The organism is Nocardioides panacis, from assembly GCF_019039255.1.
In the GTDB taxonomy this organism is placed as follows: domain Bacteria; phylum Actinomycetota; class Actinomycetes; order Propionibacteriales; family Nocardioidaceae; genus Nocardioides_B; species Nocardioides_B panacis.
The window spans coordinates 3,963,933-3,989,010 of the sequence record NZ_CP077062.1 but is presented as its reverse complement, the minus strand read 5'-3'; the positions used below and the strand labels follow the sequence as shown (position 1 = coordinate 3,989,010).

The 25,078-nt window shown below is 73.7% G+C and carries 27 protein-coding genes, 1 tRNA gene and 2 pseudogenes; 20 read left to right on the top strand and 10 right to left on the bottom strand.

Going from position 1 to position 25,078, the window contains the following annotated elements; translation table 11 throughout:
- Positions 1 to 3: 3 nt before the first annotated feature.
- Genes KRR39_RS19570 through larB form a run of 3 tightly spaced genes read right to left on the bottom strand, consistent with a single transcriptional unit; the run spans position 4 to position 2,501 of the window.
- Complete coding sequence (locus KRR39_RS19570) at positions 4 to 612, bottom strand: TMEM165/GDT1 family protein (RefSeq protein WP_216939108.1); 609 nt, start codon at positions 610 to 612, stop codon at positions 4 to 6.
- Positions 613 to 618: 6 nt separating this feature from the next.
- Positions 619 to 1,812, bottom strand: a complete 1,194-nt coding sequence (gene larC / locus KRR39_RS19565; RefSeq protein WP_254185279.1) for a nickel pincer cofactor biosynthesis protein LarC — start codon at positions 1,810 to 1,812, stop codon at positions 619 to 621.
- Positions 1,809 to 2,501, bottom strand: a complete 693-nt coding sequence (gene larB / locus KRR39_RS19560) for a nickel pincer cofactor biosynthesis protein LarB (protein WP_254185278.1) — start codon at positions 2,499 to 2,501, stop codon at positions 1,809 to 1,811. Before larB ends, larC begins: the two co-directional genes overlap by 4 nt.
- A 97-nt stretch (positions 2,502 to 2,598) precedes the next feature.
- On the opposite strand from larB, the gene pheA reads away from it, so the two are divergent.
- The 6 genes from pheA to KRR39_RS19530 are packed head-to-tail and all read left to right on the top strand — an operon-like array spanning position 2,599 to position 7,219.
- Positions 2,599 to 3,537 (top strand): prephenate dehydratase, encoded by a 939-nt coding sequence (pheA, locus tag KRR39_RS19555; RefSeq protein WP_254185277.1) that lies wholly within the window; start codon positions 2,599 to 2,601, stop codon positions 3,535 to 3,537.
- Positions 3,538 to 3,560: 23 nt separating this feature from the next.
- Positions 3,561 to 3,986 (top strand): DUF4446 family protein, encoded by a 426-nt coding sequence (locus KRR39_RS19550; RefSeq protein WP_216939106.1) that lies wholly within the window; start codon positions 3,561 to 3,563, stop codon positions 3,984 to 3,986.
- A gap of 59 nt (positions 3,987 to 4,045) precedes the next feature.
- Entirely contained in the window at positions 4,046 to 4,597 is a 552-nt protein-coding gene (locus KRR39_RS19545; RefSeq protein WP_216939105.1) for a hypothetical protein, read from the top strand.
- Positions 4,594 to 4,905, top strand: coding sequence for a hypothetical protein (locus KRR39_RS19540; protein ID WP_216939104.1), 312 nt, complete (start codon positions 4,594 to 4,596; stop codon positions 4,903 to 4,905). Before KRR39_RS19545 ends, KRR39_RS19540 begins: the two co-directional genes overlap by 4 nt.
- A complete protein-coding gene (locus tag KRR39_RS19535; RefSeq protein WP_216939103.1) occupies positions 4,902 to 6,686 on the top strand; it encodes an alpha/beta hydrolase in 1,785 nt (594 codons plus the stop codon). The genes KRR39_RS19540 and KRR39_RS19535 overlap by 4 nt, the downstream gene beginning before the upstream one ends.
- Positions 6,683 to 7,219, top strand: a complete 537-nt coding sequence (locus tag KRR39_RS19530; RefSeq protein WP_216939102.1) for a hypothetical protein — start codon at positions 6,683 to 6,685, stop codon at positions 7,217 to 7,219. The genes KRR39_RS19535 and KRR39_RS19530 overlap by 4 nt, the downstream gene beginning before the upstream one ends.
- A gap of 25 nt (positions 7,220 to 7,244) precedes the next feature.
- Here the strand turns inward: KRR39_RS19530 and KRR39_RS19525 are convergent, their stop codons facing one another.
- Together KRR39_RS19525 and KRR39_RS19520 are read right to left on the bottom strand one after the other, a co-directional pair.
- Positions 7,245 to 8,324, bottom strand: a complete 1,080-nt coding sequence (locus KRR39_RS19525; RefSeq protein WP_216939101.1) for a C45 family autoproteolytic acyltransferase/hydrolase — start codon at positions 8,322 to 8,324, stop codon at positions 7,245 to 7,247.
- A gap of 52 nt (positions 8,325 to 8,376) precedes the next feature.
- On the bottom strand, positions 8,377 to 9,954 hold the full coding sequence (locus KRR39_RS19520; RefSeq protein ID WP_254185276.1) for a bifunctional phosphatase PAP2/diacylglycerol kinase family protein: 1,578 nt from the start codon (positions 9,952 to 9,954) through the stop codon (positions 8,377 to 8,379).
- A 155-nt stretch (positions 9,955 to 10,109) separates the two neighbouring features.
- On the opposite strand from KRR39_RS19520, the gene KRR39_RS19510 reads away from it, so the two are divergent.
- The 6 genes and pseudogenes from KRR39_RS19510 to KRR39_RS25170 all read left to right on the top strand — a co-directional run bounded on the left by KRR39_RS19510 (position 10,110) and on the right by KRR39_RS25170 (position 14,648).
- Positions 10,110 to 11,240, top strand: coding sequence for a phospholipase D-like domain-containing protein (locus tag KRR39_RS19510; RefSeq protein WP_216939098.1), 1,131 nt, complete (start codon positions 10,110 to 10,112; stop codon positions 11,238 to 11,240).
- A gap of 47 nt (positions 11,241 to 11,287) precedes the next feature.
- Positions 11,288 to 12,577, top strand: coding sequence for a serine--tRNA ligase (gene serS / locus KRR39_RS19505; protein WP_216939097.1), 1,290 nt, complete (start codon positions 11,288 to 11,290; stop codon positions 12,575 to 12,577).
- A gap of 7 nt (positions 12,578 to 12,584) precedes the next feature.
- Positions 12,585 to 13,397, top strand: a pseudogene (locus tag KRR39_RS19500) (HAD family hydrolase); the annotation flags it as partial.
- Positions 13,383 to 13,790 carry a nuclear transport factor 2 family protein gene (locus tag KRR39_RS26605; protein ID WP_254185767.1) on the top strand — a complete coding sequence of 136 codons (408 nt, stop codon included), beginning with the start codon at positions 13,383 to 13,385 and terminating at the stop codon, positions 13,788 to 13,790. The pseudogene KRR39_RS19500 and the gene KRR39_RS26605, both read left to right, overlap by 15 nt.
- A pseudogene (locus KRR39_RS25175) lies at positions 13,784 to 14,059 on the top strand (HAD family hydrolase); the annotation flags it as partial. The gene KRR39_RS26605 and the pseudogene KRR39_RS25175, both read left to right, overlap by 7 nt.
- A gap of 184 nt (positions 14,060 to 14,243) precedes the next feature.
- Positions 14,244 to 14,648 (top strand): HAD family hydrolase, encoded by a 405-nt coding sequence (locus KRR39_RS25170; RefSeq protein ID WP_367303758.1) that lies wholly within the window; start codon positions 14,244 to 14,246, stop codon positions 14,646 to 14,648.
- A gap of 10 nt (positions 14,649 to 14,658) precedes the next feature.
- On the opposite strand, the gene KRR39_RS19490 is transcribed toward KRR39_RS25170, so the two are convergent.
- On the bottom strand, positions 14,659 to 15,897 hold the full coding sequence (locus KRR39_RS19490) for a multidrug effflux MFS transporter (RefSeq protein ID WP_216939096.1): 1,239 nt from the start codon (positions 15,895 to 15,897) through the stop codon (positions 14,659 to 14,661).
- A gap of 107 nt (positions 15,898 to 16,004) precedes the next feature.
- Here KRR39_RS19490 and KRR39_RS19485 point away from each other — a divergent pair, with 107 nt between their 5' ends.
- The 4 genes from KRR39_RS19485 to KRR39_RS19470 are packed head-to-tail and all read left to right on the top strand — an operon-like array spanning position 16,005 to position 19,779.
- Positions 16,005 to 16,280: an Rv0250c family protein gene (locus KRR39_RS19485; protein ID WP_216939095.1), complete on the top strand. Its 276-nt coding sequence runs from the start codon at positions 16,005 to 16,007 to the stop codon at positions 16,278 to 16,280.
- A gap of 7 nt (positions 16,281 to 16,287) precedes the next feature.
- A complete protein-coding gene (gene sdhC, locus KRR39_RS19480) occupies positions 16,288 to 17,079 on the top strand; it encodes a succinate dehydrogenase subunit SdhC (RefSeq protein WP_216939094.1) in 792 nt (263 codons plus the stop codon).
- Positions 17,079 to 18,950 (top strand): fumarate reductase/succinate dehydrogenase flavoprotein subunit, encoded by a 1,872-nt coding sequence (locus KRR39_RS19475; RefSeq protein WP_254185275.1) that lies wholly within the window; start codon positions 17,079 to 17,081, stop codon positions 18,948 to 18,950. Before sdhC ends, KRR39_RS19475 begins: the two co-directional genes overlap by 1 nt.
- 52 nt (positions 18,951 to 19,002) lie before the next feature.
- On the top strand, positions 19,003 to 19,779 hold the full coding sequence (locus tag KRR39_RS19470) for a succinate dehydrogenase/fumarate reductase iron-sulfur subunit (RefSeq protein WP_216939093.1): 777 nt from the start codon (positions 19,003 to 19,005) through the stop codon (positions 19,777 to 19,779).
- A 157-nt stretch (positions 19,780 to 19,936) separates the two neighbouring features.
- Here the strand turns inward: KRR39_RS19470 and KRR39_RS19465 are convergent, their stop codons facing one another.
- From KRR39_RS19465 to mobA, 4 genes are all read right to left on the bottom strand, one after another.
- A complete protein-coding gene (locus tag KRR39_RS19465) occupies positions 19,937 to 20,515 on the bottom strand; it encodes a bacterial proteasome activator family protein (RefSeq protein ID WP_302053515.1) in 579 nt (192 codons plus the stop codon).
- 9 nt (positions 20,516 to 20,524) lie between these two features.
- Positions 20,525 to 21,502 carry an NAD(P)H-quinone oxidoreductase gene (locus KRR39_RS19460; protein ID WP_216939092.1) on the bottom strand — a complete coding sequence of 326 codons (978 nt, stop codon included), beginning with the start codon at positions 21,500 to 21,502 and terminating at the stop codon, positions 20,525 to 20,527.
- Positions 21,503 to 21,535: 33 nt separating this feature from the next.
- A complete protein-coding gene (locus KRR39_RS19455) occupies positions 21,536 to 21,841 on the bottom strand; it encodes a DUF6457 domain-containing protein (protein WP_216939091.1) in 306 nt (101 codons plus the stop codon).
- Between the two features lie 80 nt (positions 21,842 to 21,921).
- Positions 21,922 to 22,512, bottom strand: coding sequence for a molybdenum cofactor guanylyltransferase (gene mobA, locus KRR39_RS19450; RefSeq protein WP_254185274.1), 591 nt, complete (start codon positions 22,510 to 22,512; stop codon positions 21,922 to 21,924).
- 25 nt (positions 22,513 to 22,537) lie between these two features.
- Between mobA and KRR39_RS19445 the strand changes: the two genes are divergently transcribed.
- The 4 genes from KRR39_RS19445 to KRR39_RS19430 all read left to right on the top strand — a co-directional run bounded on the left by KRR39_RS19445 (position 22,538) and on the right by KRR39_RS19430 (position 24,997).
- On the top strand, positions 22,538 to 23,317 hold the full coding sequence (locus KRR39_RS19445; protein WP_216939090.1) for a carbon-nitrogen hydrolase family protein: 780 nt from the start codon (positions 22,538 to 22,540) through the stop codon (positions 23,315 to 23,317).
- An 89-nt stretch (positions 23,318 to 23,406) separates the two neighbouring features.
- Positions 23,407 to 24,579 (top strand): hypothetical protein, encoded by a 1,173-nt coding sequence (locus KRR39_RS19440; protein WP_216939089.1) that lies wholly within the window; start codon positions 23,407 to 23,409, stop codon positions 24,577 to 24,579.
- A 49-nt stretch (positions 24,580 to 24,628) separates the two neighbouring features.
- Positions 24,629 to 24,862, top strand: coding sequence for a biotin/lipoyl-binding carrier protein (locus KRR39_RS19435; protein WP_216939088.1), 234 nt, complete (start codon positions 24,629 to 24,631; stop codon positions 24,860 to 24,862).
- A gap of 43 nt (positions 24,863 to 24,905) precedes the next feature.
- Positions 24,906 to 24,997, top strand: a tRNA-Ser gene (locus tag KRR39_RS19430).
- Positions 24,998 to 25,078: the final 81 nt, after the last annotated feature.

The window sequence follows — 25,078 nt, the reverse complement described above, 5'->3', positions numbered from 1 at the left end:
TCCTCAGACGGCCTTGACGACCTCCACCAGCGTGACGACCGCCAGGAGCAGGCAGACGGCCGCGCCGATGTAGTGCAGCACCGACAGTCGCATGTAGCGCAGCAGCACCCGTCCGGCCAGCACCGCGAGGCCCGAGACGGTGAGCAGCGCGGCCCACGCGCCCGCGAACACGCTGACGTGGTCGTGGTACTTCGTCACGAAGCTGATCGTCAGCAGCTGCGAGAGGTCGCCCCACTCGGCGGCGAACAGCACCAGGAACGACGCGACGGCCGCCTTGACGAACGAGCGGGGCTCGGCCGCCTTGGCGGCGAACTCCTCCTCCTGCTCCTTCTCCGCGGCGTCCGCGCCGGGCGCGGTGCGCACCAGCATGATCGCGCCGATCAGGAAGATCAGCAGCGCCACCGACCGGATCAGCAGGTCGGGGAGCAGGGTGGCCAGCGCGCCGGCGGTGACCGCGACGAGGGTCTGCACGCCGAACGCGAGGCCGACGCCGATCCACACGGCGAGCGGGCGGTAGCGGGTGGAGAGCACCAGCGCGGCGATGAACGTCTTGTCCGGCAGCTCGACGATGAAGATGGCGCCGAAGGTCAGGGCGAAGATCGCGAGGTCCATGAAGTCCTAAAGATCGGGGGCGGTGCGGGTGACCAAGGGGCGGCTCGCGGCGACCGCGTCGGCCAGCACCTCCTTGACCGGGCGCCCCGTCGAGGTCGCGGCCCGGACCACGTCGTCGTACTCCGGTTGCGCGTTCACGACGACGCCGTTGTGCAGGGCAAGTTTGACATGGACCTCGTGGCCGTCGACCTGCACGGTCCGCATGTCCCGGTCCAGCGCGGTCTTCCCGATCGCGATCTCGCGCAGCCCGATGGTGGAGGTCTGCCGGAAGATCTCGGTGCGTACGGCGTCCGCGTGCACCGCCGACACCAGGGCGTGCAGGGTGTGCGCGGGGCGGCCCTTCTTCATCAGGATCGGCACCAGCCAGGCGTCCGAGGCGCCGGCGGTGAGCAGCGCCGCGAGGACGTTCGGCCACAGCCGGGGGTCCAGGTCGTCGACGTTGGTCTCCAGCAGCAGCGGGCCGTCGGTGCCGTTCGGCGTCTCGCTCGCGGCCTCGCCGACGAACAGCCGCAGCACGTTCGCGTGCGTGGCCGGGTCGCGCCCCCCGGCGCCGACCCCGACGACCCGCACGGTCATCGCCGGCTGCACGCCGTAGGACGTGGCGTGCGCGGTCAGCAGCGCGGCGCCGGTCGGCGTGCACAGCTCGCGCTCGCCCGGTCCGGCGTGGGACGGTACGCCGCGCAGCAGCTCGGCCACGGCCGGCGGCGGCACCGGCATCTCGCCGTGCGCCCCGTGCACCCGGCCGGAGCCCACCGCGACGGGGGAGACCACCAGGGCGTCGAGCCCGAGGTGCGCCAGACCCGCGCAGACCCCGACGACGTCGGCGATCGCGTCGAGGGCGCCGACCTCGTGGAAGTGCACGTCCTCGGGCGACGTGCCGTGCACCGCCGCCTCGGCGACCGCGAGCCGCTCGAAGGTCGCGTGCGCCCGCAGGCGTACGGCGTCCGGCAGCCCGGCCGCCGCGAGCAGCGCCGCCACGTCGCGCCAGGTGCGGTGCGTGCTGCTGTCCGCGACGTCGACGTGCAGCCGGGTGGCGGCGAACCCGTTGCGGGACACCGTCTCCGGGGTGAGCGCGACGTGCTCGGGGGCGACCGCGTCGACTGCCCCGGCGACCACCTCGAGCGGGACACCGGCTGAGACGAGGGCACCGAGCAGCATGTCGCCGCTGGCGCCCGAGGACGCGTCGACCCAGCCGATCACGCGGTGGGCCGGGGTGCGGCGTTGCGGGCGACCCGGGCGGCGAAGACGCCGGCGCCGAACCCGTTGTCGATGTTCACGACCGTGACGCCGGGCGCGCAGGAGTTCAGCATCCCGAGCAGCGCCGCCAACCCGCCGAACGACGCGCCGTAGCCGACGCTGGTCGGCACCGCGACGAGCGGCACCCCGACCAGGCCGCCGACCACGCTGGGCAGGGCGCCCTCCATGCCGGCGACGACGACCAGGCAGTCGGCGGCGAGCAGCTCCTCGCGCGCGGCGAGGATCCGGTGCAGCCCGGAGACGCCGACGTCGCTCACCAGGCGCACCCCGGCGCCGTACACGCGGGCGGTAAGGGCGGCCTCGGCGGCGACCGGGGCGTCCGAGGTGCCGGCGGACACGATGCCGACGGTGCCGCGCGCCTCGGGCAGCGGGCCCAGCGTCACGGCCCGGGCGACGGCGTCGACGACCGCCTCGGGCAGTGCCGCGCGAACCGCGTCGATGGCGTCGTCGGCGACCCGGGTGGCGAGCACCGCGCGTTCCGGGTGCGCGACGGCCAGCGTGCGGAGGATCTCCACGACCTGCTGCGGGGTCTTGCCGGCGCCGTAGACGACCTCGGGGTCGCCGGTGCGCGCCGCGCGGTCGGTGTCCAGCCGCGCGTAGTCACCCAGGGGGGTGATGCCGTCATCTCTCACCCGGCGAATCTATCCGCCGGGGGACACTTCGGTGGAACTGCCTGCTGCGCGACGCTCGCGACGGCAACCACCGGAGCGACCCCCTAGGCTGCTGACCGTGCCCGGAGTCCCGCCTGCCCGCTACGCCTACCTCGGCCCCGAGGGGACCTTCACCGAGCAGGCGCTGCGCTCGCTGCCTGCGGCGGCGAAGGCCGACCTGCAGCCCTGCTCGACGGTGACCGTCGCGCTCGACGCCGTCCGCGGCGGCGAGGCCGACGGCGCGGTGGTGCCGATCGAGAACTCCGTCGAGGGCTCGGTCCCGGTGACGCTGGACGAGCTGGCCACCGGCGAGCCGCTGCAGATCACCCGCGAGATGACCGTGCCGATCGCGTTCAGCCTGCTGGCCCGTCCCGGTGTCGGCCGCGACGACGTACGACGGATCGCCACCCACCCGCACGCCGCGGCCCAGACCCGGCGCTGGTGCGCGCTGCACCTGCCGGACGCCGAGGTGGTGCACACCACCTCGACGGCGCACGCCGCGTTCATGCTCACCCAGCCCGACGCCGGGTGGCAGGCGGCGATCTCCGCGCCGGTGGCCGCCGAGCACTACCGGCTGGCGACCCTGGCCAGCGGCATCGGGGACAACCCGGACGCGCTGACCCGGTTCGTGCTGGTCTCCCGGCCCGGGCCGCCGCCGCCGCCCACCGGCCGCGACAAGACCTCGATCGTGGCGTTCATGCGCGAGGACCACCCGGGCGCGCTGCTGGAGATCCTCGACCAGCTCACGGTCCGGGGCGTGAACATGACCCGCATCGAGTCGCGGCCCACCGGTGCCGCGCTCGGCAACTACTGCTTCTCCATCGACTGCGAGGGGCACGTCGAGGACGCCCGGGTCGGCGAGGCGCTGATGGGGCTGCGGCGGGTGTGCGCGGACGTGCGGTTCCTCGGCTCCTACGAGCGCCACGACGGCGTGGCGCCCGACATCCGGGTCGGCACCTCGGACCGGGAGTTCCTGGACGCGGCCGCCTGGCTCGCGCGCCTCCGCAACGGATACTGACCCGTTCCTTAGGCTCGGCGGCGATGAACGAGTCCCTGCTCTCTGTCCTGGTCGTGCTGCTGCTCCTGGTGAGCGTCGCCGCGCTGGTGGTCGCGCTGCTCGCGCTCCGGCGTACGACGGTCCACGCGCGGCGGATCTCGCGGCGCAACCCGGCGAGCGTGCCGGCCGACCTCGAGGGGCTCCGGGGCGAGGTGCAGGCGCTCCGCGTCGAGGCCGCCGACGCCCTGCGTCACCTGGCGGTCGTCCGCTACGACGCGTTCGGGGACATGGGCGGTCACCTGTCCTGGTCGCTGGCGCTGCTCGACGACAGCGGCAACGGGGTCGTGCTGACGTCGATCCACGGCCGCAGCGAGGCCCGCACCTACGCCAAGAACATCGCCACCTGGTCCTGCGACCAGGCGATGTCGCCCGAGGAGGAGGAAGCCGTCAAGTTCGCCAAGTCGGCCTGACGGTCCCCCCACCCCGAAGGACGCTCACCGGGGCTTCCGCGGTGGCCTAGTCTCCTCGCATGACCACGGGGGACGGCGAGGCCGTAGCGGGTGACGCCTTCTTCGGGGTCGTGCGCCGCCGGCACCCGGACCTCGACATCGTCCTGCTGCCGCCGCAGCCCCCCGAGGAACCGCCGGCCGAACGGGTCCGGGCGGCCGACCTGGTCGACGTACCCGCACGGTTCGACGCCGAGCTGACCGAGCTCCTCGGGGACGTGGCCGCCGGGATCCCGCTGCCCCGGGTGCGCTCGCGCTGGACCCCCGGCGCGGTCACCGGCTCGGTCGCGCGGGAGGCGCTGGTCGCGGCCGAGGGCGTCGACGCCGTCGCCGCCACCCGGGCGCTCGCGGCCGCCGAGCGGTCGCTGACCGGCGCGGGCTGGCACGTGCTCGCGCCGGGCGACGGCCTGCCACGCGTCCTCGCCGGCCGGGGCGGCACCGAGGAGGAGCCGCTGCGCCGCGAGGTCCAGGTCGTGCACGTCGAGGCGCGCGGCCGCTACGCCGTCACCTACCGGTGCGGGTCCTACCTCGTGGGGACCGGGACCGCCCGCGGGCTGCTGGGGGAGCGGCCGTGAGCGACGGCTACGGCGTCACCGCCGGCTCGATCCCGCTGACCACCGAGCAGTGGCGCAGCCTCCAGGAGCTGATGGTCGCCACGCAGGACGGGCTGGCCGCGGAGAGCCCGTCCGGGTTCGCCCCGTCGGTCCGGGGCGCCGCGGCGACCTTCCTCGCCGCGTGGACCGGCTACGCCGGCGAGAGCAGCACGCTCGCGGACGGCTTCGTGAGGGCGCTGGGGTCCACGGACTCGCTGTACGGCCGGACCGACGCGCTCAGCGAGGTCGAGCTCGGGCGCCTCGACGGCCGGCTGGGCCCGGCCCGATGACCGTCACGATCCGGATCCCCGCCTCCGAGCCGACGATCCGCCGCCCCCAGGGCGACCCCGGGTCGGTCGACGCCGTCGCCCGCGCGCTGTACGTCGCCGCCGGCCGCTACGAGGAGTTCGGCGACCTGGCCGCGACGGCCAAGGCGGTTCCGGGCTGGTACGGCGACGCCTACGACGCCTACGCCGCCGCGGCCTCCCGCGCGTCCGGGGAGCACGCGACCATGGCCGCCACCCTCAAGCGCGTCGCGCACGTCTGCAGCGGCCACGGCGACACGCTCACGGACCTGCTGCACGACTGCGACGCCCTCGAGGACACCAAGGTCTGGCTGGACGGCTCCCGGGACAACCTGGTCGCCGACGTCGCCGCCGCCCGGGACGCGACCCCCGAGGAGGTGGCCGCGCTCCAGGACCGGGCGCAGAACCTCCGCACCGGCTACCGCAGCCTGGTCCTGGACCACGAGGCGCTGCAGCGCAAGGTGCGCGCCAACGAGGACCTGATGCGGACCGCCTTCGAGGGCGCCGTCGCGCTCGAGAGGATCCTCGGCCCCGGCGGCACGGCCGACCCGCTGGCGTCCGGCGCGATGGGCCGGCCCGGCGCCCCCGGTCACGGCGCCTCCCCCACGCAGGTGGCGGAGTGGTGGAGCACGCTCACCGCTGCGGAGAAGGAAGCGGTCGTCGCGACGTACCCGGACGTCGTCGGCTGCGCCGACGGCCTCCCCGCCGACGCCCGCGACCAGGCCAACCGGATCACCCTCGACGGCGACCTCGACCTGCTCGCCGGCAAGGAGGACGACGGCACGATCTCCTCGCTGGAGGCACGGACGCTGGCCAACGCCCGCGCCGCCGGGACCGCGCTCGACCGCGCGGACGGGTACGTCGACCCGACCACCGGCGAGACGCCCGGTGGCCAGCTGTGGCTCTACGACCCCGGCGCCTTCGACGGGGACGGCCGGATCGCGGTGGCCGTGGGCGACCTGGACACCGCCGACGACGTGGCGGTCCGGGTGCCCGGCATCACCAACGACGGGCAGGACGCGCCGACGCTGACCCAGGAGGCGATCAACGTCTACCAGTCCGCCACCTACCGCGGCGACGGCTCGACGATCGCGTCGATGATGTGGCTGGGCTACGACGCCCCGGACGCGTTCTACGACACGGCCACCCTCACCGAGGGGCGCGCCGAGGACGGCGGCGAGCGGTTCGCCGACGCGATCGACGGGCTGCGGGCCTCACGTCCGCACGACGCCGCGCACCTGACCGCGATCGGGCACAGCTACGGCTCCACCACCCTCGCGCACGCCGCCACCGACCACCACGTCGCCGTCGACGACCTCGTGCTGGTCGGCAGCCCCGGCGCGGGCGGCGGCGTCGACCACGCGAGCGAGCTCGGGGTCGGGGCCGACCACGTGTGGGTCGGCCGCAACAGCGAGGACCTCGTCGCGGCGCTCGGCGACCACGGCTGGGTCGGCGCGCACACGCTCGCCGGGGCGGGCCTGGGCAACGACCCGTCGGAGGACGACTTCGGCGCCCACCGCTTCGAGGCGGAGGACGTCACCCGGAGCGGCTGGCACCGGGGCACCGGCCAGCACGGCAACTACTTCAACGTGGACACCGAGTCGCTCTACAACATCGGGCGGGTCGTCGACGGGCACGGCGGTGACGTCCGCCTCGCCGACCACACCTACGATCCCTGGTACGAAGGACCGCAGGACCCGGAGCAGGACCGCACGCCGACGTCCGACGAGGCGGGCCGGTCCGACACCGTGGGAGGACGACCATGACCCTGCGGCGTGCGTGCGCCGCCCTCGCGACCGCCCTCGCGGTCCTGCTGCTCGGAGGATGCGTGTCCCAGCCCGACCCGAAGGACGCCGCGGCGTCGCTGCGCCAGGAGCGCGCCACGATCGTGGCTGCGCTGCGGGGGGTCGCCGCCGACCTGGCGAAGGGCGGCGGCACCGTGACCGAGGCGACCGGTGCCTACCTCTCGTGCGGCAGCGCGCCGACCTACGCGATCGAGTACCGCGCCGGCGCGAAGGTCCCCGGCGACGGGTCCCCGGTGGCGGCGCGGATCCGGGCCGCCGTGACGACGCTGCAGGGCTCCGGCTGGAAGGTCACCGACGCGACGTACACCGACGACCCGTACCCGAACGCCCGGCTGGCCAAGGACGGCCTCAAGCTGGCCCTCGACCCCGATGCCCGACGCGGCAGCGACGCGATGACGGTCGGGCTGTCCGGCCGGTGCGTGCGCACCGCCAAGGGGCAGGACACCGAGTTCGGCGGCCAGGAGCAGCTCGACCTCGGCGGGTCCGCGGGCTGACCCGGTCCGGGCGCCGGCGGTCGGCCTAGACGGTCTGCTCGACCGGCGCCAGGCGGTGCCCGCACGGGCCGTTCTCGTGGACGTCGAGGGTGCGGGCGGCCGCGTCGATGCCGACGGTCGCCAGCGTCCGGTGCCAGAGCACCGGGTCGGTGTCGGTGAGCGGGTGCCGGCACACGCCGCCGTCGGCGAGGTGGTGGGTCATCGCGTCGTACACGTCCTGGGTGCTCTGCGGCAGCCGCTCCGCGAAGGCCGCGACGAGGTGGTCGCGGCGCAGCTCGGTGCTGATCCCGATGGTGCCGGCCAGGCAGCCGTCGCGGCCGGCCTCGGAGACGAAGTGGTTGGTGCGCACCAGCACCCCGTCCTCGGCGAGGCGCAGACCGGGGCCGCCGGGGAACAGCTCGATGGTGACCGCGCCGCCGCGGTCGTCCACGACGGTCAGCGACGTGGAGGCGGTCGTGGGCGGGGCGGAGGCGATCGCGACCGCCTCGTCGACGGACGCGGCGTCGTCGAGGATCGCCCGGGAGAGCAGGTGGACGGGGTGGCCGATCTCGCCGCCGGCGACCGCACCGGCGTCGTTCGCGTGGTGCAGCATGTTGAGCATCACGCCGACCCCGCGGTCGTTGACGCCGATCTTGGCGAGCATCCCGAACTCCGTGACGGTCTGCACGACGCGGCCGTCCGGGAACGGGATCGTCCAGGTGAACCAGCCGTCGCTCATCGCGTCGTACCAGTCCCAGGTCTGCACCGCGACCGGCGGCCGGCCCGGCGGCAGCGCGATGACGGTCGAGCACTCGGTCTGGCCGGTCGGGTTCGCGGCGACCAGGATCTCGGTCCGCGCGTTGATCGAGGCGACCGCCTCGACCGGCAGGCCGGCGCCCTCGGCGATCCCGGCGATCTCGTCGGCGTGCCCCGGCGCGACCCGCTGGATCGTGGTCCAGGCGCGCGCCGCCCAGAGGTCGACGTCGAACGGCCCGCGCGCCCGGGTCTCGCACAGCGTGCGGTACCGCGCGACGGTGTCCGCGATCTCGCCGGCGAACCGGCGACCCAGCTCGACGCCCCGCGCGTGCGGGGCCAGGACGGAGGACGTGAAGGTCGTGGTGCTCACCCGCCCACCGTAGCGCCGCCCGCTTTCCCCCGACATCGGATGCTTCGGGCAGTCAGCGGGGGACGCGGACGAGGAGCTTGCCGTGCACGCACTCGGCGTGCAGCTCGCGGCCGGAGCCGATCGAGTCGCCGTCGAGCTGGCGCGGGGTGTCGCTGCCGGCCCGGACGCTGATCGTCTTGCCGGTCATCCGGTTCACCAGGTCGTCGGTGTGCCGGCCCTTGGACAGGATCCGCACGGCCAGCGGGATCCAGCTGAGGAACCGGCTCGGGTGCAGCAGCACCACGTCGAGCACGCCGTCGTCGATGGCCGCGTCGGGCAGCAGCGGCATCCCGGCCTGCAGGTAGCCCACGTTGCCGATCAGCACGGTCCGGGCCCGGTGCCGGGTCCACTCGCCGCCGTCGACGGACAGCTCGACCCGGACCGCGGGGAACATCAGGTTGCGCAGCGCGGAGACCACGTAGGCCAGCCAGCCAACCTTGGCCTTCACCTTCTCGTTGGCGCCCTCCATGACCGCGGCGTCGAAGCCCATCCCGGCCATCACCATGTAGTGCTCGTCGTCGCCGATCCCGTCGCCGGAGACCTTGACCAGGTCGATGGCCCGGTCCTGGCCGTTCAGCGCGACGTCGACGGCGGCCTGCAGGAACAGCGGGATCCCGAGGTTGCGGGCCAGCAGGTTCCCGGTGCCGGCGGGCACCACGCCGACCGAGACGCCGGTGCCGGCCAGCTCGGCGCACACCGTGCGGACCGTGCCGTCGCCGCCGCACACGATCACCAGCTCGGCGCCGGCCACCGCGGCCTGCTCGGCCATCGAGCGGCCCGGGTCCTCGACCGTGGTGGTGAACCACACCGGCTCGTTCCAGCCGGCCTCGGCGGCGGCCCGGTCGACCATCGCCTTGAACGCGTCGACGTCCTCGACCTTGATCGGGTTCAGCACCACCGCGAGCTTGCGGGTGGTCGGCACCGGGGTGCTGAACGCCTCCCGGGCCTTGGCCTTCGGCGCCGGGTCGTACGCCGCCAGCCCGCCGAGCACCCAGAACCCGCCGACCGCGAAGCCGGCGAGCACGTCCGACGGGTTGTGCACGCCGAGGAAGATCCGGTCCAGGCCGACGAGCAGCGCGAGCAGCACGGCGGCGGTGCACAGCGCGCGGCGCAGCCCCCGGCGCCGTACGAGCAGGCCCGCCAGCACGATGACCACCCCGGCCGCGGCGGCGATCCCGGTGGAGTGCCCGGACGGGAACGAGAAGCTGGTCAGCGTGGTGACCGGGTCCGGCCACACCGGCCGCTTGCGCTGCAGCAGGCCCTTGAGGAAGAACGTCGTCAGCGACGCGCCGGACATCACCACGACGGTCCACAGGGCGGCCCTGCCGTGCTTGCGCCAGCACAGCACGGCGGCGGCGATCGCGGTGTAGACGGCCATCGGCAGCGTGGTGAACGCGGCCTCGACGAACAGGAAGAAGCTCTGCGCCGCCGGGTGCCGGAAGGTCCAGCCCTGGGGTCCCGACTCGAGGTCGTTGTCGAGCTCGTCGAGGACCCGGACGTCCGCCTTGTAGACGACGGCCAGTGCGACGACCACGAGCAGGCAGAGCAGTGCTCCCGCGAGGAGGCGGTAGCGGTTCCGGGTGGACGGCACGGGGCTCCCGATCGGGCGGAGGGGACAGGGTCGCTGGAAAGTATGACGGTGCCCCCGCTCCGGGGTGCGCATGCCTCGCGGCGGTCGGACCTACGTCACAGCCGTCGCGTGGCTAGCATGAGCCGCCCGCCCGCACCCACCTCCGGAGCTCGCCGATGCTGCCCTGGCTCGTCGCCGCCGTCACCGGCCCCGCGCTGCTGCTCGGCGGCGTCGCGCCGGCGACCGGCCACGACCCGGTCGCCCGGACCGACTCGCCGGGGGTCGCGCGGTTCAACGACCCGACCGGGACCGAGCGCCAGCAGTACGCCCTGGTGCGGCGCGTGGACCGGGCCGTGGGCCGGGCTCCCGGCGGCTCGACCGTGCGGCTCGCGGCGTACTCCTTCGCGATGCCCTCGACGGCCCAGGCGCTGCGCCGCGCGCACCGCCGCGGGGTCCGCGTCCAGGTGGTCGTCGACGACCGCTCCGCGCAGTGGGGCTCGGTCCGGGCGCTGCGCCGCGAGCTCGGCACCAGCACCCGGCGGCACAGCTTCGTGCGGGTCTGCGACCACTCCTGCCGGGGTACGACGGGCAACCAGCATGCCAAGTTCGTGACGATCTCGCGGTCCGGCCGGGCCGCGGACGTCGTGATGGTCGGGTCGATGAACTTCACCGCCTACGCCGCCGCCCGGCAGTGGCAGGACCTCTACGTCGTGCGCGACGACCGCCGGCTGTTCCGGCAGTTCCGGACCCTGTTCCGGGCGATGCTGCGCGACGAGCCCCAGGACCCGCTCGCGCTGCCGTCGGCCGGCCGCGGGCTGCGCACCGACGTGGCGCCGTCCCGGGGCACCGACCGGCTGGTCCGCCGGCTGTCCCTGGTGCGCTGCCGCGGGGCCGGGGACGGCACCGGCTGGCGCGGCCGCACCGTGCTGCGGGTCTCGATGCACGCGTGGAACGGCGAGCGGGGCGTGCTGCTCGCGCGCCGGGTCGCCGACCTGCGCGCGCAGGGCTGCAACGTCCGGGTGCTCGCGGGCGTCGGCTTCGGGAGGCAGGTCCGGGCGGTCCTGACCCGCGGCCGGGTGCCGCTGCGGCAGACCGGCGTCGCGGGCTACACCCACGAGAAGCTGATGTACGTCTCCGGGCGGTACGCCGGCAGCCGGGGCGCGAGCCTCGTGTGGACCGGGTCGCACAACTGGACCGACCGGTCGCTGCACAACGACGAGGTCACCCTGCGGGTGCGCGGCGCCCGCGCGGTCGCGGCCTACCAGCGGAACTTCCGGCGGATCTGGACCGCGTCGGCCCCCCGCTGACCCGAAACCGGGTGAGCGCTCCGTCCGGCGGCGGATAGTCTGGCGCAATGATCGATCCCCGCCTGCTTCGCGACCACCCGGACCGTGTGCGTGCCGCCCAGACCAAGCGCGGTCTGTCCACCGCCGTGGTCGACGACGCGCTCGCCGCCGACGAGCGCCGGCGTTCCTCGATCGTGGAGTTCGAGGCCCTGCGGTCCGAGCAGAAGAGCCTCGGCAAGCAGATCCCGGCTGCCCAGGGCGAGGAGAAGCAGGCCCTGCTCGCGCGCACCAAGACCCTGTCCGGCGAGGTGAAGAAGGCGGAGGCCGCGCAGGCCGAGGCGGAGGCCGCCTACCGCAGCTGCGTGATGGCGATCCCCAACCCGGCGGCCGAGGCGGCCCCGGCCGGCGGCGAGGACGACTACGTCGTGCTCGAGCACGTCGGCGAGCCCCGCGACTTCGCCGCCGAGGGCTTCGAGCCCCGCGACCACGTCGAGCTCGGCAAGATCCTCGGCGCGATCGACATCGACCGCGGGGCCAAGGTGTCCGGCGCACGGTTCTACTACCTGACCGGCATCGGCGCCGACCTGGAGTTCGCGCTGGTGAACATGGCGATGGACCAGGCCCGCGGCGCCGGGTTCACCACGATGATCCCGCCGACGCTGGTCAAGCCCCGCGCCATGGAGGGCACCGGCTTCCTCGGCCAGGCCGCCGACGACGTCTACCGCGTCGAGGGCGAGGACATGTACCTCGTCGGCACCTCGGAGGTGCCGCTGGCGGCGTACCACTCCGACGAGATCATCGACGCCCAGGACCTGCCGCTGCGGTACGCCGCGTTCAGCCCGTGCTTCCGCAAGGAGGCCGGCTCCTACGGCAAGGACACCCGCGGCATCATCCGGGTGCACTGGTTCGACAAGGTGGAGATGTTCTCCTACACGACGATGGAGGACTCCGAGGCCGAGCACCAGCGGCTGCTGGGCTGGGAGAAGGAGTGGCTCGGCAAGCTCGAGCTGGCCTACCGCGTCATCGACACGGCGGCCGGCGACCTCGGCCTGTCCGCGCAGCGCAAGTTCGACTGCGAGGCGTGGATCCCGACCCAGGGCCGCTACCGCGAGCTGACGTCGACGTCGAACTGCACCGACTTCCAGGCCCGCCGCCTCGACATCCGCGGCCGGTTCCCGGCCGAGGAGGGCGGCATCAAGCCGCTGGCCACGCTCAACGGCACGCTCGTCGCGATCCCGCGCACGATCGTGGCGATCCTCGAGACCCATCAGCAGGCGGACGGTTCCGTCCGGGTCCCGCAGGCCCTGCAGCCCTACCTGCAGGGTCGTGAGGTCCTGGAGCCGGTGGTCGCCCGGTGATGACGTCTTGACCTTCTCCCCGAAGCTGGTCGCCCTCGACATCGACGGCACCCTCCTCGTCAACTCGCCGGACACCGGCCAGGTCGAGGAGCTCATCACCGCGCCCGTGGTCGCGGCGGTCAACCGGGCGTACGACGCGGGCGCGCACATCGTGCTGGCGACCGGCCGCTCGACCTTCGGCATCACCCGGATCTGGGAGCTGCTCGGCCTGCCCCGCGACGGTCGGCGCACGATCTCGGTGGCCAGCAACGGCTCGGTGACGTTCCGCTACCCGCCGGTCGAGGTGCGCTCCACCGAGACCTTCGACGCCCGCAAGATCGTGCTGATGCTGCTGGAGGAGGTGCCGAACGCCGCGGTCGCCGTCGAGGAGGTCGGCGTCGGCTACCGGCTGAACCGGCCCTTCCCGGACGGCGAGATCACCGGCGAGATGGTGCTGCAGAGCGTCGAGGAGCTGGTCGCCGAGCCGGTCACCCGTGTGATCATCCGCGACCCGCACTCCTCCGAGGAGGAGTTCCTCGCGCTCGCCGAGAAGGTCGGGCTGCAGGGCACCAACTACTTCATCGGCTGGACGGCCTGGCTCGACATCGCGCCCGAGGGCATCTCCAAGGCCTCGGCGCTCGCCGACGTGGCCGCCGAGCTCGGGATCGACCAGGCCGACGTCCTCGCGATCGGCGACGGGCGCAACGACATCGAGATGCTGCAGTGGGCCGGCCGCGGGGTCGCCATGGGGCAGTCGCCGCTGGAGGTCCAGGAGGCCGCCGACGACGTCACCGAGACGGTGAGCAACGACGGGGTCGCCTTCGAGCTGTCCCGGTGGTTCCCGGTCGACGGCACCCCGGGCGGAGTCACCGGGGACGTCGTACGCCGGTTCGTCGCCACGCTCGAGGCCCGGGACTGGGACGGCTGGAGCGCGCTGCTCCACGAGGACGTGGTCTACGAGCTGCCGCAGACCCGCGAGCGGGTCCGCGGCCGGGACACGCTCCTGCGGTTCAACCGGGAGTTCCCCGGCGACTGGCACCTGCGCGCCAAGCGGGTCGTCGCCGACGGCGAGCACGGCGTGCTGTGGCTGGCCGCCCGGGTCGGCGACTCCGCCGAGGGCGACGCGGTCGCGTTCCTGACGGTCGTGGACGGGCTGGTCACCGAGGTCGTGGAGTTCTGGCCCGCCGGCTACGAGCCGCCGCCGGGCCGCGAGCACCTCACCGAACGATGGTGAACCGGGTCGTCCGGTCGAGCGCGCGCTCGAGCGCCCCCGCAACCGGACGACCCGGTAGCCTGCGGCCCGTGCTCAAGCTGGTGGCGACCGACCTCGACGGCACCCTGCTGCACACCGACGGCACCGTGACCGGGCGGACCCGTGCGGCCCTCACCGCGGTCGAGGCCCTCGGCGTCACCGTGGTGTTCGTGACCGGCCGGCCGATCCGCTGGATGCACGAGCTGTGGGAGCACGTCGGCGACCACGGGCTGGCGGTCTGCTCCAACGGCGGCATCGTGTACGACGTCCCGGCGCGCGCCGTGCGCAGCGCCCGGCCGATCCCCGTCGACGTGGGGCTGCGCGTCGCCGGCCTGATGCGCGAGGCGGTGCCCGGCACGACGTTCGCACTGGAGAAGACCACCGGGTTCGGCAAGGAGCCGGCGTTCATGGAGCGCTACCCGCTGCCCCCCCGACATCGAGGTCGGCCCCCTCGACGCGATCTTCGACGACAGCACGGTCAAGCTGCTGGCCCGGCACGAGGAGCGGGACCCCGAGGCGTTCTGGGCGGCCACCGAGGAGGCCGTCGGCCACCTGGTCACCACGACCTGGTCCTCGACGGGCGCCCTGGTCGAGATCAGCGCCGCGGGCGTCACCAAGGCCTCGACGCTGGCGCTGCTGTGCGACGAGCTCGGGATCGCCCCCGAGGAGGTGGTCGCCTTCGGGGACATGCCCAACGACCTCGCGATGCTCGGGTGGGCCGGGACGTCCTACGCGATGGCCAACGCGCACCCCAGCGTGCTCGACCTCGCCGGGCGGCGGGCCCCGTCCAACGAGGACGACGGGGTGGCCGCGGTGCTCGAGGAGCTGTTCGACCTCTGAGCGGGGCCGCTCAGAACCGGGGTGGGTTCCGCTCCCGGCGCACCACCCCGAACATCAGCACGCCCGCCAGCAGGGTGACCGCGAGCATCGCCGCACCCATCGGCGCGGCCGTGGTGCTGCCGAAGGCGCCGACCAGCGGGGCGACCACGGCGCCGACGCCGAACTGCACGCAGCCCAGCACCGCGGCCGCCGTACCCGCCGCCTCGCCGTGCCGGGTCAGCGCCAGCGCCGGGACGTTCGGCAGCGCCAGCCCGGCGGTCGAGACCAGCACCGCGAGGGGCACCAGCACCGCGACCAGGCCGCCCGCCCCGGTGAGCCCGACGGTCAGCAGCACGGCCGCCGCGAGCCCCGCGCCGACGATCGCGCCGCCGAGCACCTGGCGCACCGTGAACCAGCGCAGCAGCACCGGGTTCACCTGGGACGTCAGCGTCAGGCCGGCCGCGTTGAGGCCGAACACCAGACCGAACGTCCGGGTGTCCAGCCCGAAGCCGTCCTGCAGCACGAAGGGCGCGCCCGAGACGTAGGCGAAGATCGCGGCCATCATCGACCCGCCGATGACCGCCAGCGCGACGAACACCCGGTCGCGCAGCAGCTCGCGGTAGGCGGCCAGCGACGAGCGCACGCCGGCCGGCCGCCGGCGGTCGACCGGGAGCGTCTCGCGCAGGAAGAGGAAGGCCACCCCGACCAGCAGGACCGCCGCGGCGGCGAGCACCACGAAGATGCCGCGCCAGGAGGTGAACGTCAGCACGAAGCCGCCGATGGTCGGCGCGAGGATCGGCGCCAGCCCGATCACCAGCATCAGCCGGGACATGATCCGGGCGACCGCGACGCCCTCGAACAGGTCGCGCACGGTGGCCATCGCGACCACCGAGATCGCCGCGCCGGCGAAGCCCTGGACGACCCGCACGGTCGCGAGCACGCCGATCGTCGGGGCCACCGCGCACGCCAGCGACGCGACCGCGTGGGTGGCGATCCCGACCATCAACGGGCGGCGCCGGCCGAACGCGTCCGACAGCGGCCCGATCACCAGCTGGCCGACCGCCAGGCCGAGGAGCATCCCGGTCAGCGTCAGCTGCACCGCGGAGTCGCTGGCGCCCAGGTCGTCGCCGATCCGCGGGAACGCCGGGAGGTACATGTCGATGGTCAGCGGGCCGAGCGCGATCAGCGCACCGAGCACCAGGACGAGCTGCACGTAGCGGCGGCCGGTCGGGGACTCGCGGGCCGGACGGGTCGGTGCGGTCGCGGTCATGGTCCCAGTGTGGACGGGCGCGCCCCCTTTCGGAAAAGCCGATTCCGCGCAAGACTCGGCGTTGTTCGGATGTGACCCAGTTCACTTCTCAGCACCGGAGGTCGTGGATGTCAGCTCAGGACGCGGTCGGTTCCGCCCGCGAGGCCCTCACCGCGCTGGCCGCGGCGGTGCTGCGGATCCGCAACGAGTACGGCGACACCCTCGGCGTACGACGGCTGACCTCGGACGTGGACCGTCTCGCAGAGTCGCTCGACCACCTCGGGGAGCCGCAGCCCGGTCACCGGCCCGCCGTGGGGGCCGACGAGATGGTGCTGATCCCCGACGACCCCTACGACGAGAGCATGTGGCAGGACGCGCAGTCCGAGACGCAGCACGCCCAGTGAGCCAGGCGTGACGACACAGGGGGTCAGCAGTCCCGGGCGCGCCCGGCTCGACACGAGGACGCTGCGGCAGGACCGCTGGTGGCTCTACCCGGCGGTCACGTTCACGGTGTTCGCGGCGTTCGTCGTCTACGCGACCTGGCGGGCGTTCGCGGGCCACGACTACTACGCGGCGCCGTACCTCTCGCCGTTCTACTCGCCGTGCCTGACGTCCTCGTGCGTCGAGGGCTCCTCGGACTTCGGCCAGCCGTTCAGCTGGTGGCAGCTGTCCCCGGCGCTGGTCATCCTGATCTTCCCGCTCGGCTTCCGGATGAGCTGCTACTACTACCGCAAGGCCTACTACCGGTCCTTCTGGCTGAGCCCGCCGGCCTGCGGCGTCGCCGAGCCGCACGGGAAGTACTCCGGGGAGAACCGGCTGCCGCTGATCCTCAACAACGTGCACCGCTACTTCTTCTACGCCGCGGTGCTGGTCGCGCTGGTGCTGTCCTACGACGCGGTGCTCGGCTTCCGCGACGAGACCGGCGAGTGGGGCCACATGGGCCTGGGCACCCTGGTGCTGCTCGCCAACGTCGTGCTGATCTGGCTCTACACGCTGGGCTGCCACTCGTGCCGGCACGCCGTGGGCGGGCGGCTGCGGCACTTCAGCAAGCACCCGGTGCGCTACCGCGCGTGGACGCTGGTGTCGCGGCTCAACGAGAAGCACGCGCGCTACGCCTGGCTCTCGCTGTTCTCAGTGGCGATCGCGGACCTCTACGTCTACCTCCTCGCCACCGGTGCCATCTCCGACCTGAGGTTCTTCTGATGAGCGACGAGCGCCATCCCATGACCGGGAACCGGATGGACTCCGGCCCCGACGCAGGCTTCGAGCGCCACGAGTACGACGTCGTGGTGATCGGTGCGGGCGGGGCCGGGCTGCGCGCCGCGATCGCCGCGCACGACGCCGGCGCCCGGGTCGCGATCGTGTGCAAGTCCCTGCTGGGCAAGGCGCACACCGTGATGGCCGAGGGCGGCATCGCCGCGTCGATGGGCAACGTCTACCCCGACGACAACTGGAAGGTGCACTTCCGCGACACGATGCGTGGCGGGAAGATGCTCAACAACTGGCGGATGGCCCAGCTGCACGCGCAGGAGGCCCCCGAGCGGGTCCTCGAGCTCGAGGAGTGGGGTGCGCTGTTCGACCGCACCCCCGAGGGGCTGATCTCCCAGCGCGACTTCGGCGGCCACCGCTACGCCCGGCTGGCGCACGTCGGCGACCGCACCGGCCTGGAGATGATCCGCACCCTGCAGCAGCGGGCCGTCGCGCTCGGCATCGACGTCTTCATGGAGTTCACCGTCACCGAGATCCTCAAGGACTCCGCCGGCCCGGGGGGACGCGTCTCCGGGGCGTTCGGCTACTGGCGCGAGACCGGACGCTTCGTGGTCTTCGACGCACCGTCCGTGGTGCTCGCCACCGGCGGGATCGGGAAGTCCTACCAGGTCACCTCGAACTCGTGGGAGTACACCGGCGACGGGCACGCGCTGGCGATGAAGGCCGGCGCCTCGCTGATCAACATGGAGTTCGTGCAGTTCCACCCCACCGGGATGGTCTGGCCGCCGTCGGTCAAGGGGATCCTGGTCACCGAGTCGGTGCGCGGCGACGGCGGGGTGCTGAAGAACTCCGAGGGCGAGCGGTTCATGTTCGACTACATCCCCGAGTTCTTCAAGGCGGAGACGGCCGACACCATCGAGGAGGCCGAGGGCTGGTACGCCGACAAGAAGAACAACCGCCGGCCCCCCGAGCTGCTGCCCCGCGACGAGGTCGCCCGGGCGATCAACTCCGAGATCAAGGCCGGCCGGGGGTCACCGCACGGCGGGGTCTTCCTGGACATCGCCTCGCGCCGGGACGCCGAGTTCATCCGTCGCCGGCTGCCGTCGATGTACCACCAGTTCAAGGAGCTCGCCGACGTCGACATCACCGCCGAGCCGATGGAGGTCGGGCCGACCTGCCACTACGTGATGGGCGGCGTCGAGGTGGACCCCGACACCGAGGAGAGCATCCTGACCGGCCTGTACGCCGCCGGCGAGGTCGCGGGCGGGATGCACGGCTCGAACCGGCTGGGCGGCAACTCCCTGTCGGACCTGCTCGTCTTCGGCCGGCGGGCCGGGCACAACGCGGCGTACGCGGCGCACCGGCTCCGGGACGCGCGGCCGCAGGTCTCGGCGGACGACGTGCGCGCCGCCGCCGCGGCGGCGCTCGCGCCCTTCGAGATCGAGCACGGCGGCGAGAACCCGTACACCATCCAGAAGGACCTCCAGGACGTCATGCAGCGGCTGGTCGGGATCATCCGCAAGGCCGACGAGCTGCGGGAGTCGCTCGAGGAGATCGGCAAGCTCAAGGAGCGCGCCAAGCGGCTCTCCGTCGAGGGGCACCGGCAGTACAACCCCGGGTGGCACCTCGCGATCGACCTGACCAACATGCTGGTGGTCTCCGAGTGCATCGCGAAGGCGGCGCTGGAGCGCGAGGAGTCCCGCGGCGGGCACACCCGCGACGACTTCCCCGGACCGGACGACGCCTGGGGCCGGGTGAACCTCGTGCTCACCCTGGCCGGCGGGGACTTCGCCTCCCCGGTCCACCTCGAGCACCAGCCGCTGCCCGTGATGCCCGACCAGCTCCGAGAGCTGTTCGACGCATGACGGCCCCGGCCGGTCGAGCCTGTCGAGACCACTCCCGGAAGGACCCGCACTGATGGGATACGACCTGAGCCTGCGCGTGTGGCGGGGCGACCGCAGCGGGGGCGACCTCGGCGACTACACCGTCCAGGTCGAGGAGGGCGAGGTCGTGCTGGACGCGGTGCACCGGCTGCAGGCCACCCAGGCCGGCGACCTCGCGGTCCGGTGGAACTGCAAGGCCGGCAAGTGCGGGTCGTGCAGCGCGGAGATCAACGGCCGGCCACGGCTGATGTGCATGACCCGGCTCTCGGACTTCGACGAGACCGAGACCATCACGATCACCCCGCTGCGCGCGTTCCCGGTGATCCGCGACCTGGTCACCGACGTCTCGTTCAACTACGAGAAGGCCAAGCAGGTGCCGGCGGCGAAGCTCACCCCGCGCGACGCCGACGGCAAGCGCCGGATGATGCAGGCCGACGTGGAGCGCGGCCAGGAGTTCCGCAAGTGCATCGAGTGCTTCCTGTGCCAGGACGTCTGCCACGTCGTACGCGACCACGAGGACAACAAGGAGGCGTTCGCCGGGCCGCGGTTCTTCCTGCGGTACGCCGAGCTGGACATGCACCCGCTCGACACCAACGACCGCCGCAAGCTCGCCCAGGACGCGGCCGGCCTGGGGATGTGCAACATCACCAAGTGCTGCACCGAGGTCTGCCCGGAGGGCATCCACATCACCGACAACGCGATCATCCCGATGAAGGAGCGCGTCGTGGACCGGAAGTACGACCCGGTCACCTGGCTCGGCAGCAAGATCGGCCTGCGCTCCCAGGACCGCGCCTCCCGCGACGAGGTCTGACTCTCCGGTTAGTCCGTGACGAACTTGCTGTCACCCCGGCCCGTAGGCAGCAGGAACGTCACGGACTATCCGGGTACGGCGGTCTGCCGCTGCTGCCTGCACCCGGCGTTCGGACTAGAAAGCCTGGACAGCCCAGGACGTCCGAGGGGTGGATCGCTCAGAGGTACATGCCGCCGCGGTTGCCGGGCTCCTCGCCGGGGTGGGCGGGCCGACCGGGGGTGTGGCCGGCGTCGTCCGGCGTCATCCCGGGCGGCAGGGCCCGACGCATCTGCTCGAGCTGGGCGCGGGCCGCGACCTGCTGGGCGTAGATCGCGGTCTGGATGCCGTGGAACAGGCCCTCGAGCCAGCCGACCAGCTGGGCCTGGGCGATCCGCAGCTCCGCCTCGGAGGGGGTGTCGGAGGCGAACGGCAGCGACAGCCGCTCCAGCTCCTCGACGAGCTCGGGGGCGAGGCCCTCCTCGAGCTCCTTGATGGAGGCCTCGTAGATCCCGGCGAGGCGGGTCCGGCTGGCCTCGTCGAGCGGGGCCGCCTTCACCTCCTCCAGCAGCTGCCGGATCATCCCGCCGATCCGCATCACCTTCGCGGGCTGCTCGACCAGGTCGGTGAGGTTGCGCTCACCGTCCTCGGAGGGCGGGCCGCCGGCCGTCGCCGTCCCGTCGGGCCCGATGATCATCACGCGCGGGTCGTCGCTCCCCGCGTCGCCGCGGGACTGGTCGTCGGGGTGCTCAGAGGTCATGGCTCCACCCTAGGCCGTGAGCACGATCTTGCCGATGTGGTCGCTGGCCTCCATGATCCGGTGAGCCTCGCGGACCTCCTCCAGCGGCAGGGTCGCGTGCACCAGGGTCTTCACCGAGCCGTCGGCGACCAGCGGCCAGACGTGCTCGACCAACGACGCGCAGATCGCGGTCTTCTCCTCGACCGGGCGGGCGCGCAGCGAGGTGGCGATCACCGCCCCGCGCTTGCGCAGCAGCAGGCCCAGGTCGAGCTCACCCTTCGCGCCGCCCATCAGGCCGATCACGACCAGCCGGCCCTCGGTGGCCAGCGCCTCGACGTTGCGGGGGAGGTACTTCGCGCCCATGTTGTCCAGGATGACGTCGACGCCTGCCCCGTCGGTGGCCTTCATGACCTCCTCGACGAAGTCCTGCTCCTTGTAGTTGATCGTCACGTCGGCGCCCAGCGCGCGGCAGGCGTCGAGCTTCTCCTGCGACCCGGCGGTGGTGACCACCCGGGCGCCGAGCGCGTGGGCGAGCTGGATCGCGAAGGTGCCGATGCCTCCGCCGCCGCCGTGCACGAGCAGCGTCTCGCCCTGCTGCAGGCCGGCGATCATGAACAGGTTGGACCAGACCGTGGCGGCCACCTCGGGCAGCGCCCCGGCGGTGACCAGGTCGACGCCCTCGGGGACCGGCATCACCTGGCCGGCCGGGACGAGCACCTTCTCGCCGTACCCGCCGCCGGCGAGCAGGGCGCAGACCTCGTCGCCCACCGACCAGGCGTCGACACCCTCGCCCACGGCGCTGACCACGCCGGAGCACTCGAGTCCCAGCACGTCGGACGCGCCGGGCGGCGGCGGGTAGAAGCCCTGGCGCTGCATGGTGTCCGCGCGGTTGACCGCGGTGGCGGTCATGTCGATCACGACCTCGCCGGGTCCCGGCTTCGGGTCGGGGAGGTCGGTGACGACGAGGGCCTCGAGGCCGCCCGGGTCCGGGGCGATGACAGCGCGCATGGCCCCCACCCTAGGGCGGGGCCGGGTGACCGCTCAGTCGGCGTCGACGAGCTTGATCGCCTCGTCGTCGAGCTCGATGTCCTCGGCCTCCGCCTCGGGGTCCTTGCCGTCCCAGCGCTCGGCGAGCGCCGTCGCAGCGGCCGCGAGCTTCTCGACCCGCTCCGGATCGGCCTCGTGCAGGGCCGCGGCGTAGCCGAGCAGGTAGGTGGTGATCGGGGCGGCGGGACGCTCGACGTTGTGCGCGGCGTCCCGGGCGAGGTCGAGGACCAGCGCCTCGTCCACCTCGGTCTCGATGTCGAGTACGTCGCAGAGCTCGTCGATCCAGTCGTGCAGGTTCACCCGACCAGCGTGGTACGCAAAGTCCGATCTGGCAACCGGAAACGCCTCACCCGAGGTCGATCAGCGCTCCGCGGACCAGGTCATTGAGTGAGGTCGCGCAACGACTCCCAGGTGTCCACGTCCCGGGCCTCGTCCCCGACGGCCGGGACCTCGACGAGGCGCAGCGCGGCGAGCAGCCGGCGCACCGGCAGGCCGTGGTCGTCGGCCGGGTCCGCGGGACGCGCCGCGGTCAGGGCGGCGTGCCGGTAGACCGCCGCGAGGGTCTGGCGGCGCCCGTCGGCGTCGACGAGCACCGCGCCGTCCACCTCCGGGTCGGCCTCGACGGCCCAGGTCAGCCGGGCCACCGTGCCGCCGTTCACGCGCGGCATGTCCACCGCCAGCACCACGACGAGGTCCGGCGGGGTGGCGAACCGGTCCAGACCCGCGAGCAGGCCCGCCGCCGGACCGCCGCCGGGCGGCTCCTCGCGGGTCCAGCGCACCGACCGCGACGTGGGCACCTGCTCGCCCACCACGACCACCTCGGCCACGCCGACCGTCGCGGCGAGCGAGCGCTCCAGCAGCGTCACGCCGTCGACCTGCAGGGCGGCCTTGTCGGCACCGCCCATCCGGGCCGCCGTCCCGCCCGTGAGCACGACGGCGCCGAGGCGCAGGGGATCTCCGGGGTGCTCCACGCGCCCAGTCTGGCAGGGTGGAGGGGTGAGCTCCCTCCGTCTCGCCCTGGTGCAGAAGGCGTCCTCGCTCGAGTCCGCCGAGAACCGTGCCGCCCTCGCGGCGGTCGCCGGCACGCTGGAGCCCGACACCGGGCTGGTGGTGCTGCCCGAGGCGTTCATGCGCGACTTCGGCGCGCCCGGCTCGGACCTCGCGGCCGTGGCCGAGCCGCTCGACGGCCCGTTCGTCGCGGCGCTGACCGCCTTCGCCGCCGAGCAGCGCACCACCGTGGTCGCCGGCATGTTCGAGCGCAGCGAGGACCCGGAGCGGCCCTTCAACACCCTCGCCGTCGTCGACCGGGACGGGCTGCGGGCGTCGTACCGCAAGATCCATCTCTACGACTCCTTCGGCTACAAGGAGTCCGACCGGCTGGTCGCCGGCCCCGTCGAGCCGGTGCTGGTCGACGTCGGCGGCTTCTCGGTCGGGCTGATGACCTGCTACGACCTGCGCTTCCCCGAGCTCGCCCGCGAGCTGGTGGACCGCGGCGCCGAGCTCCTCGTCGTGCCGTCCGCGTGGGTGGCCGGCCCCGGGAAGGTGCACCACTGGCGGACGCTGGCCACCGCGCGCGCCATCGAGAACACCGTGTACGTCGCCGCCGTCGGCCAGCCGGGTCCGCGCTACACCGGACACTCGCTGGTCGTCGGCCCCGCCGGGGAGCTGGTCGCCGAGCTCGGCGACGGCGACCACGTGCTGGCCGCGTCGGTCGGCCGGGACGCCCTCGACGACGCCCGGGCCACCAACCCGTCGCTGGCCAACCGCCGCTTCTGAGGGTCCCGGGGCCGGATCCTGGGGCGACGGCCGTTGGTATCCTGCGGGGCGTCGGCCACCGGGGGCCGGCACGACCAGGACGGGGCCCCATGACCGCGCGAGCCGACCAGCGCGCGGGACGGCGACGCGCCGCACCGGAGGCCGGGCAGCGCTGGTCCCGGTCCGCGCGGCCCGCCCCCTCCGAGCCGGCCACGCTCGGCCCCTCCGAGCTCGCCACCGTCCGCCCGTCCGGCCACGACCGGGAGACCCCCGAGGCGCTGCCCCCGCCCAAGCCTGTCCGGGTGCGCCGCTGGCCGGCGCACCTGGTCAGCGCGCTGTGGCTGGTGCTGACCCTCGCGGGGACCGCCGCCCTGGTGGCGGCCTGGACGCCGCTCGACGTGCCCGCCTGGGTCCCGCAGGCCGGGGCCGCCACGGTCACCGTGACGTTCGCGTTCGCGCTGGCCGCCCGCACCGGCGGCCGGCCGGTCGTCGCCGGTGCCCTGGCCCTAGTGCTGGTCCTCGCCGCGCTGCTCACCTCGCTGCCGGTGCTGCCGGCCGCCGCGGCGGTGACCACTGCGGTGGTCGGCGCCGTCCTCGGCGTGATGGTGACCGGCCCGGCGGCCCGGTTCGGCGCCGTCGCCCGCGAGTGCCTGCTCGCCGTCCTGGTGGCGGTGGTCGCGGCGCTCGCGGCCAACGCCTACGACGCCCAGGTGTCCCTCGAGCGGGCCTCCTACCTGGTCCTCGGCCTCTCGCTGCTCGGCGCACTGGCGCTGGCCTACCGGCTGGCGGCCGGCCTGCACGGCCTCGGCCGGCGCGGCGCGGTGATGCTGGTCAGCGGCATCGGGCTGCTGGCCGTGACGCTGGCCTACACCGAGGCGATCGGCCGCTGGGGCTCCCCGGAGGTGGTGGACGCCATCGAGGGCACCACCCACCGGCTGCGCGACGTGCTCGGCGCCGTCCCGCGTCCCACCGAGCTCCTGCTCGGCATCCCGGCGCTGGCCTGGGGCGTGTCCACCCGGGCGCGGCGCCGCCAGGGCTGGTGGGGCACCGGGTTCGGGGTCGCCGCGCTGGCAGTCGTCGCGACCAGCCTGCTCGACCACGAGGTGTCGCTGCTCGAGGCCGGTCTGGCCACCGGCTACTCCCTGGTCGCCGGTCTGCTCCTGGGCTACCTGGTGATCCGCGCGGACAGCTTCGCCTCCGGGGCCCGGGGGCGCCGAGCCCGGCGCCTGGAGGAGGCGACCGCGCACCGTCCCGAGCCGGGTCGCACCCAGCCGCTGCTCTGACCGGGCGGACCGCCGTACGGCGTCCCTCGGGCGGTGTAGCGTCCACGCCATGGCTCGTGCACCCCGGACCGCGGACGTCGTCGCCGAGATGGTCGCCAACGTCCTCACGGTGACCGTCGCGGCCGGCGACACGGTCGCCGTCGGAGACACCGTCGCGCTCCTGGAGTCGATGAAGATGGAGATCCCGGTGCTCGCCGAGCACGGCGGCACGGTGACCGCGGTCAAGGTCGGTGAGGGCGACGTCGTCCAGGAGGGCGACGTCCTCGTCACGATCGACCTGTAGGCCCCTCTAGAATCCCTGCGTGGGCGCCTGCGGGCTCCCGCCAGGAGGGGTGCCGGAGCGGCCGATCGGAACCGCCTTGAAAGCGGTCGCTGGCAGTGATGTCAGCCGCGGGTTCGAATCCCGCCCCCTCTGCCACCGGCTCGTCGATCCCCTTCGCACCGTCCACCTGCGCACGCCGGTGGTCTGGACGTTCGGCCCCGTCCGGCGCCAGGATCT

Bases quoted from the DNA above. Each gene is read 5' to 3' on its own strand.
- KRR39_RS19545 (WP_216939105.1), top strand. From the start codon at position 4,046: ATGACCACGGGGGACGGCGAGGCCGTAGCGGGTGACGCCTTCTTCGGG.
- KRR39_RS19460 (WP_216939092.1), bottom strand. From the start codon at position 21,502: ATGCGCGCTGTCATCGCCCCGGACCCGGGCGGCCTCGAGGCCCTCGTC.
- KRR39_RS19485 (WP_216939095.1), top strand. From the start codon at position 16,005: ATGTCAGCTCAGGACGCGGTCGGTTCCGCCCGCGAGGCCCTCACCGCG.
- KRR39_RS19440 (WP_216939089.1), top strand. From the start codon at position 23,407: ATGACCGCGCGAGCCGACCAGCGCGCGGGACGGCGACGCGCCGCACCG.
- KRR39_RS19550 (WP_216939106.1), top strand. From the start codon at position 3,561: ATGAACGAGTCCCTGCTCTCTGTCCTGGTCGTGCTGCTGCTCCTGGTG.
- KRR39_RS19475 (WP_254185275.1), top strand. From the start codon at position 17,079: ATGAGCGACGAGCGCCATCCCATGACCGGGAACCGGATGGACTCCGGC.
- KRR39_RS19570 (WP_216939108.1), bottom strand. From the start codon at position 612: ATGGACCTCGCGATCTTCGCCCTGACCTTCGGCGCCATCTTCATCGTC.
- KRR39_RS19490 (WP_216939096.1), bottom strand. From the start codon at position 15,897: ATGACCGCGACCGCACCGACCCGTCCGGCCCGCGAGTCCCCGACCGGC.
- KRR39_RS19510 (WP_216939098.1), top strand. From the start codon at position 10,110: ATGCTGCCCTGGCTCGTCGCCGCCGTCACCGGCCCCGCGCTGCTGCTC.
- KRR39_RS19465 (WP_302053515.1), bottom strand. From the start codon at position 20,515: ATGACCTCTGAGCACCCCGACGACCAGTCCCGCGGCGACGCGGGGAGC.
- KRR39_RS19435 (WP_216939088.1), top strand. From the start codon at position 24,629: ATGGCTCGTGCACCCCGGACCGCGGACGTCGTCGCCGAGATGGTCGCC.
- KRR39_RS19535 (WP_216939103.1), top strand. From the start codon at position 4,902: ATGACCGTCACGATCCGGATCCCCGCCTCCGAGCCGACGATCCGCCGC.
- serS (WP_216939097.1), top strand. From the start codon at position 11,288: ATGATCGATCCCCGCCTGCTTCGCGACCACCCGGACCGTGTGCGTGCC.
- KRR39_RS19470 (WP_216939093.1), top strand. From the start codon at position 19,003: ATGGGATACGACCTGAGCCTGCGCGTGTGGCGGGGCGACCGCAGCGGG.
- KRR39_RS19530 (WP_216939102.1), top strand. From the start codon at position 6,683: ATGACCCTGCGGCGTGCGTGCGCCGCCCTCGCGACCGCCCTCGCGGTC.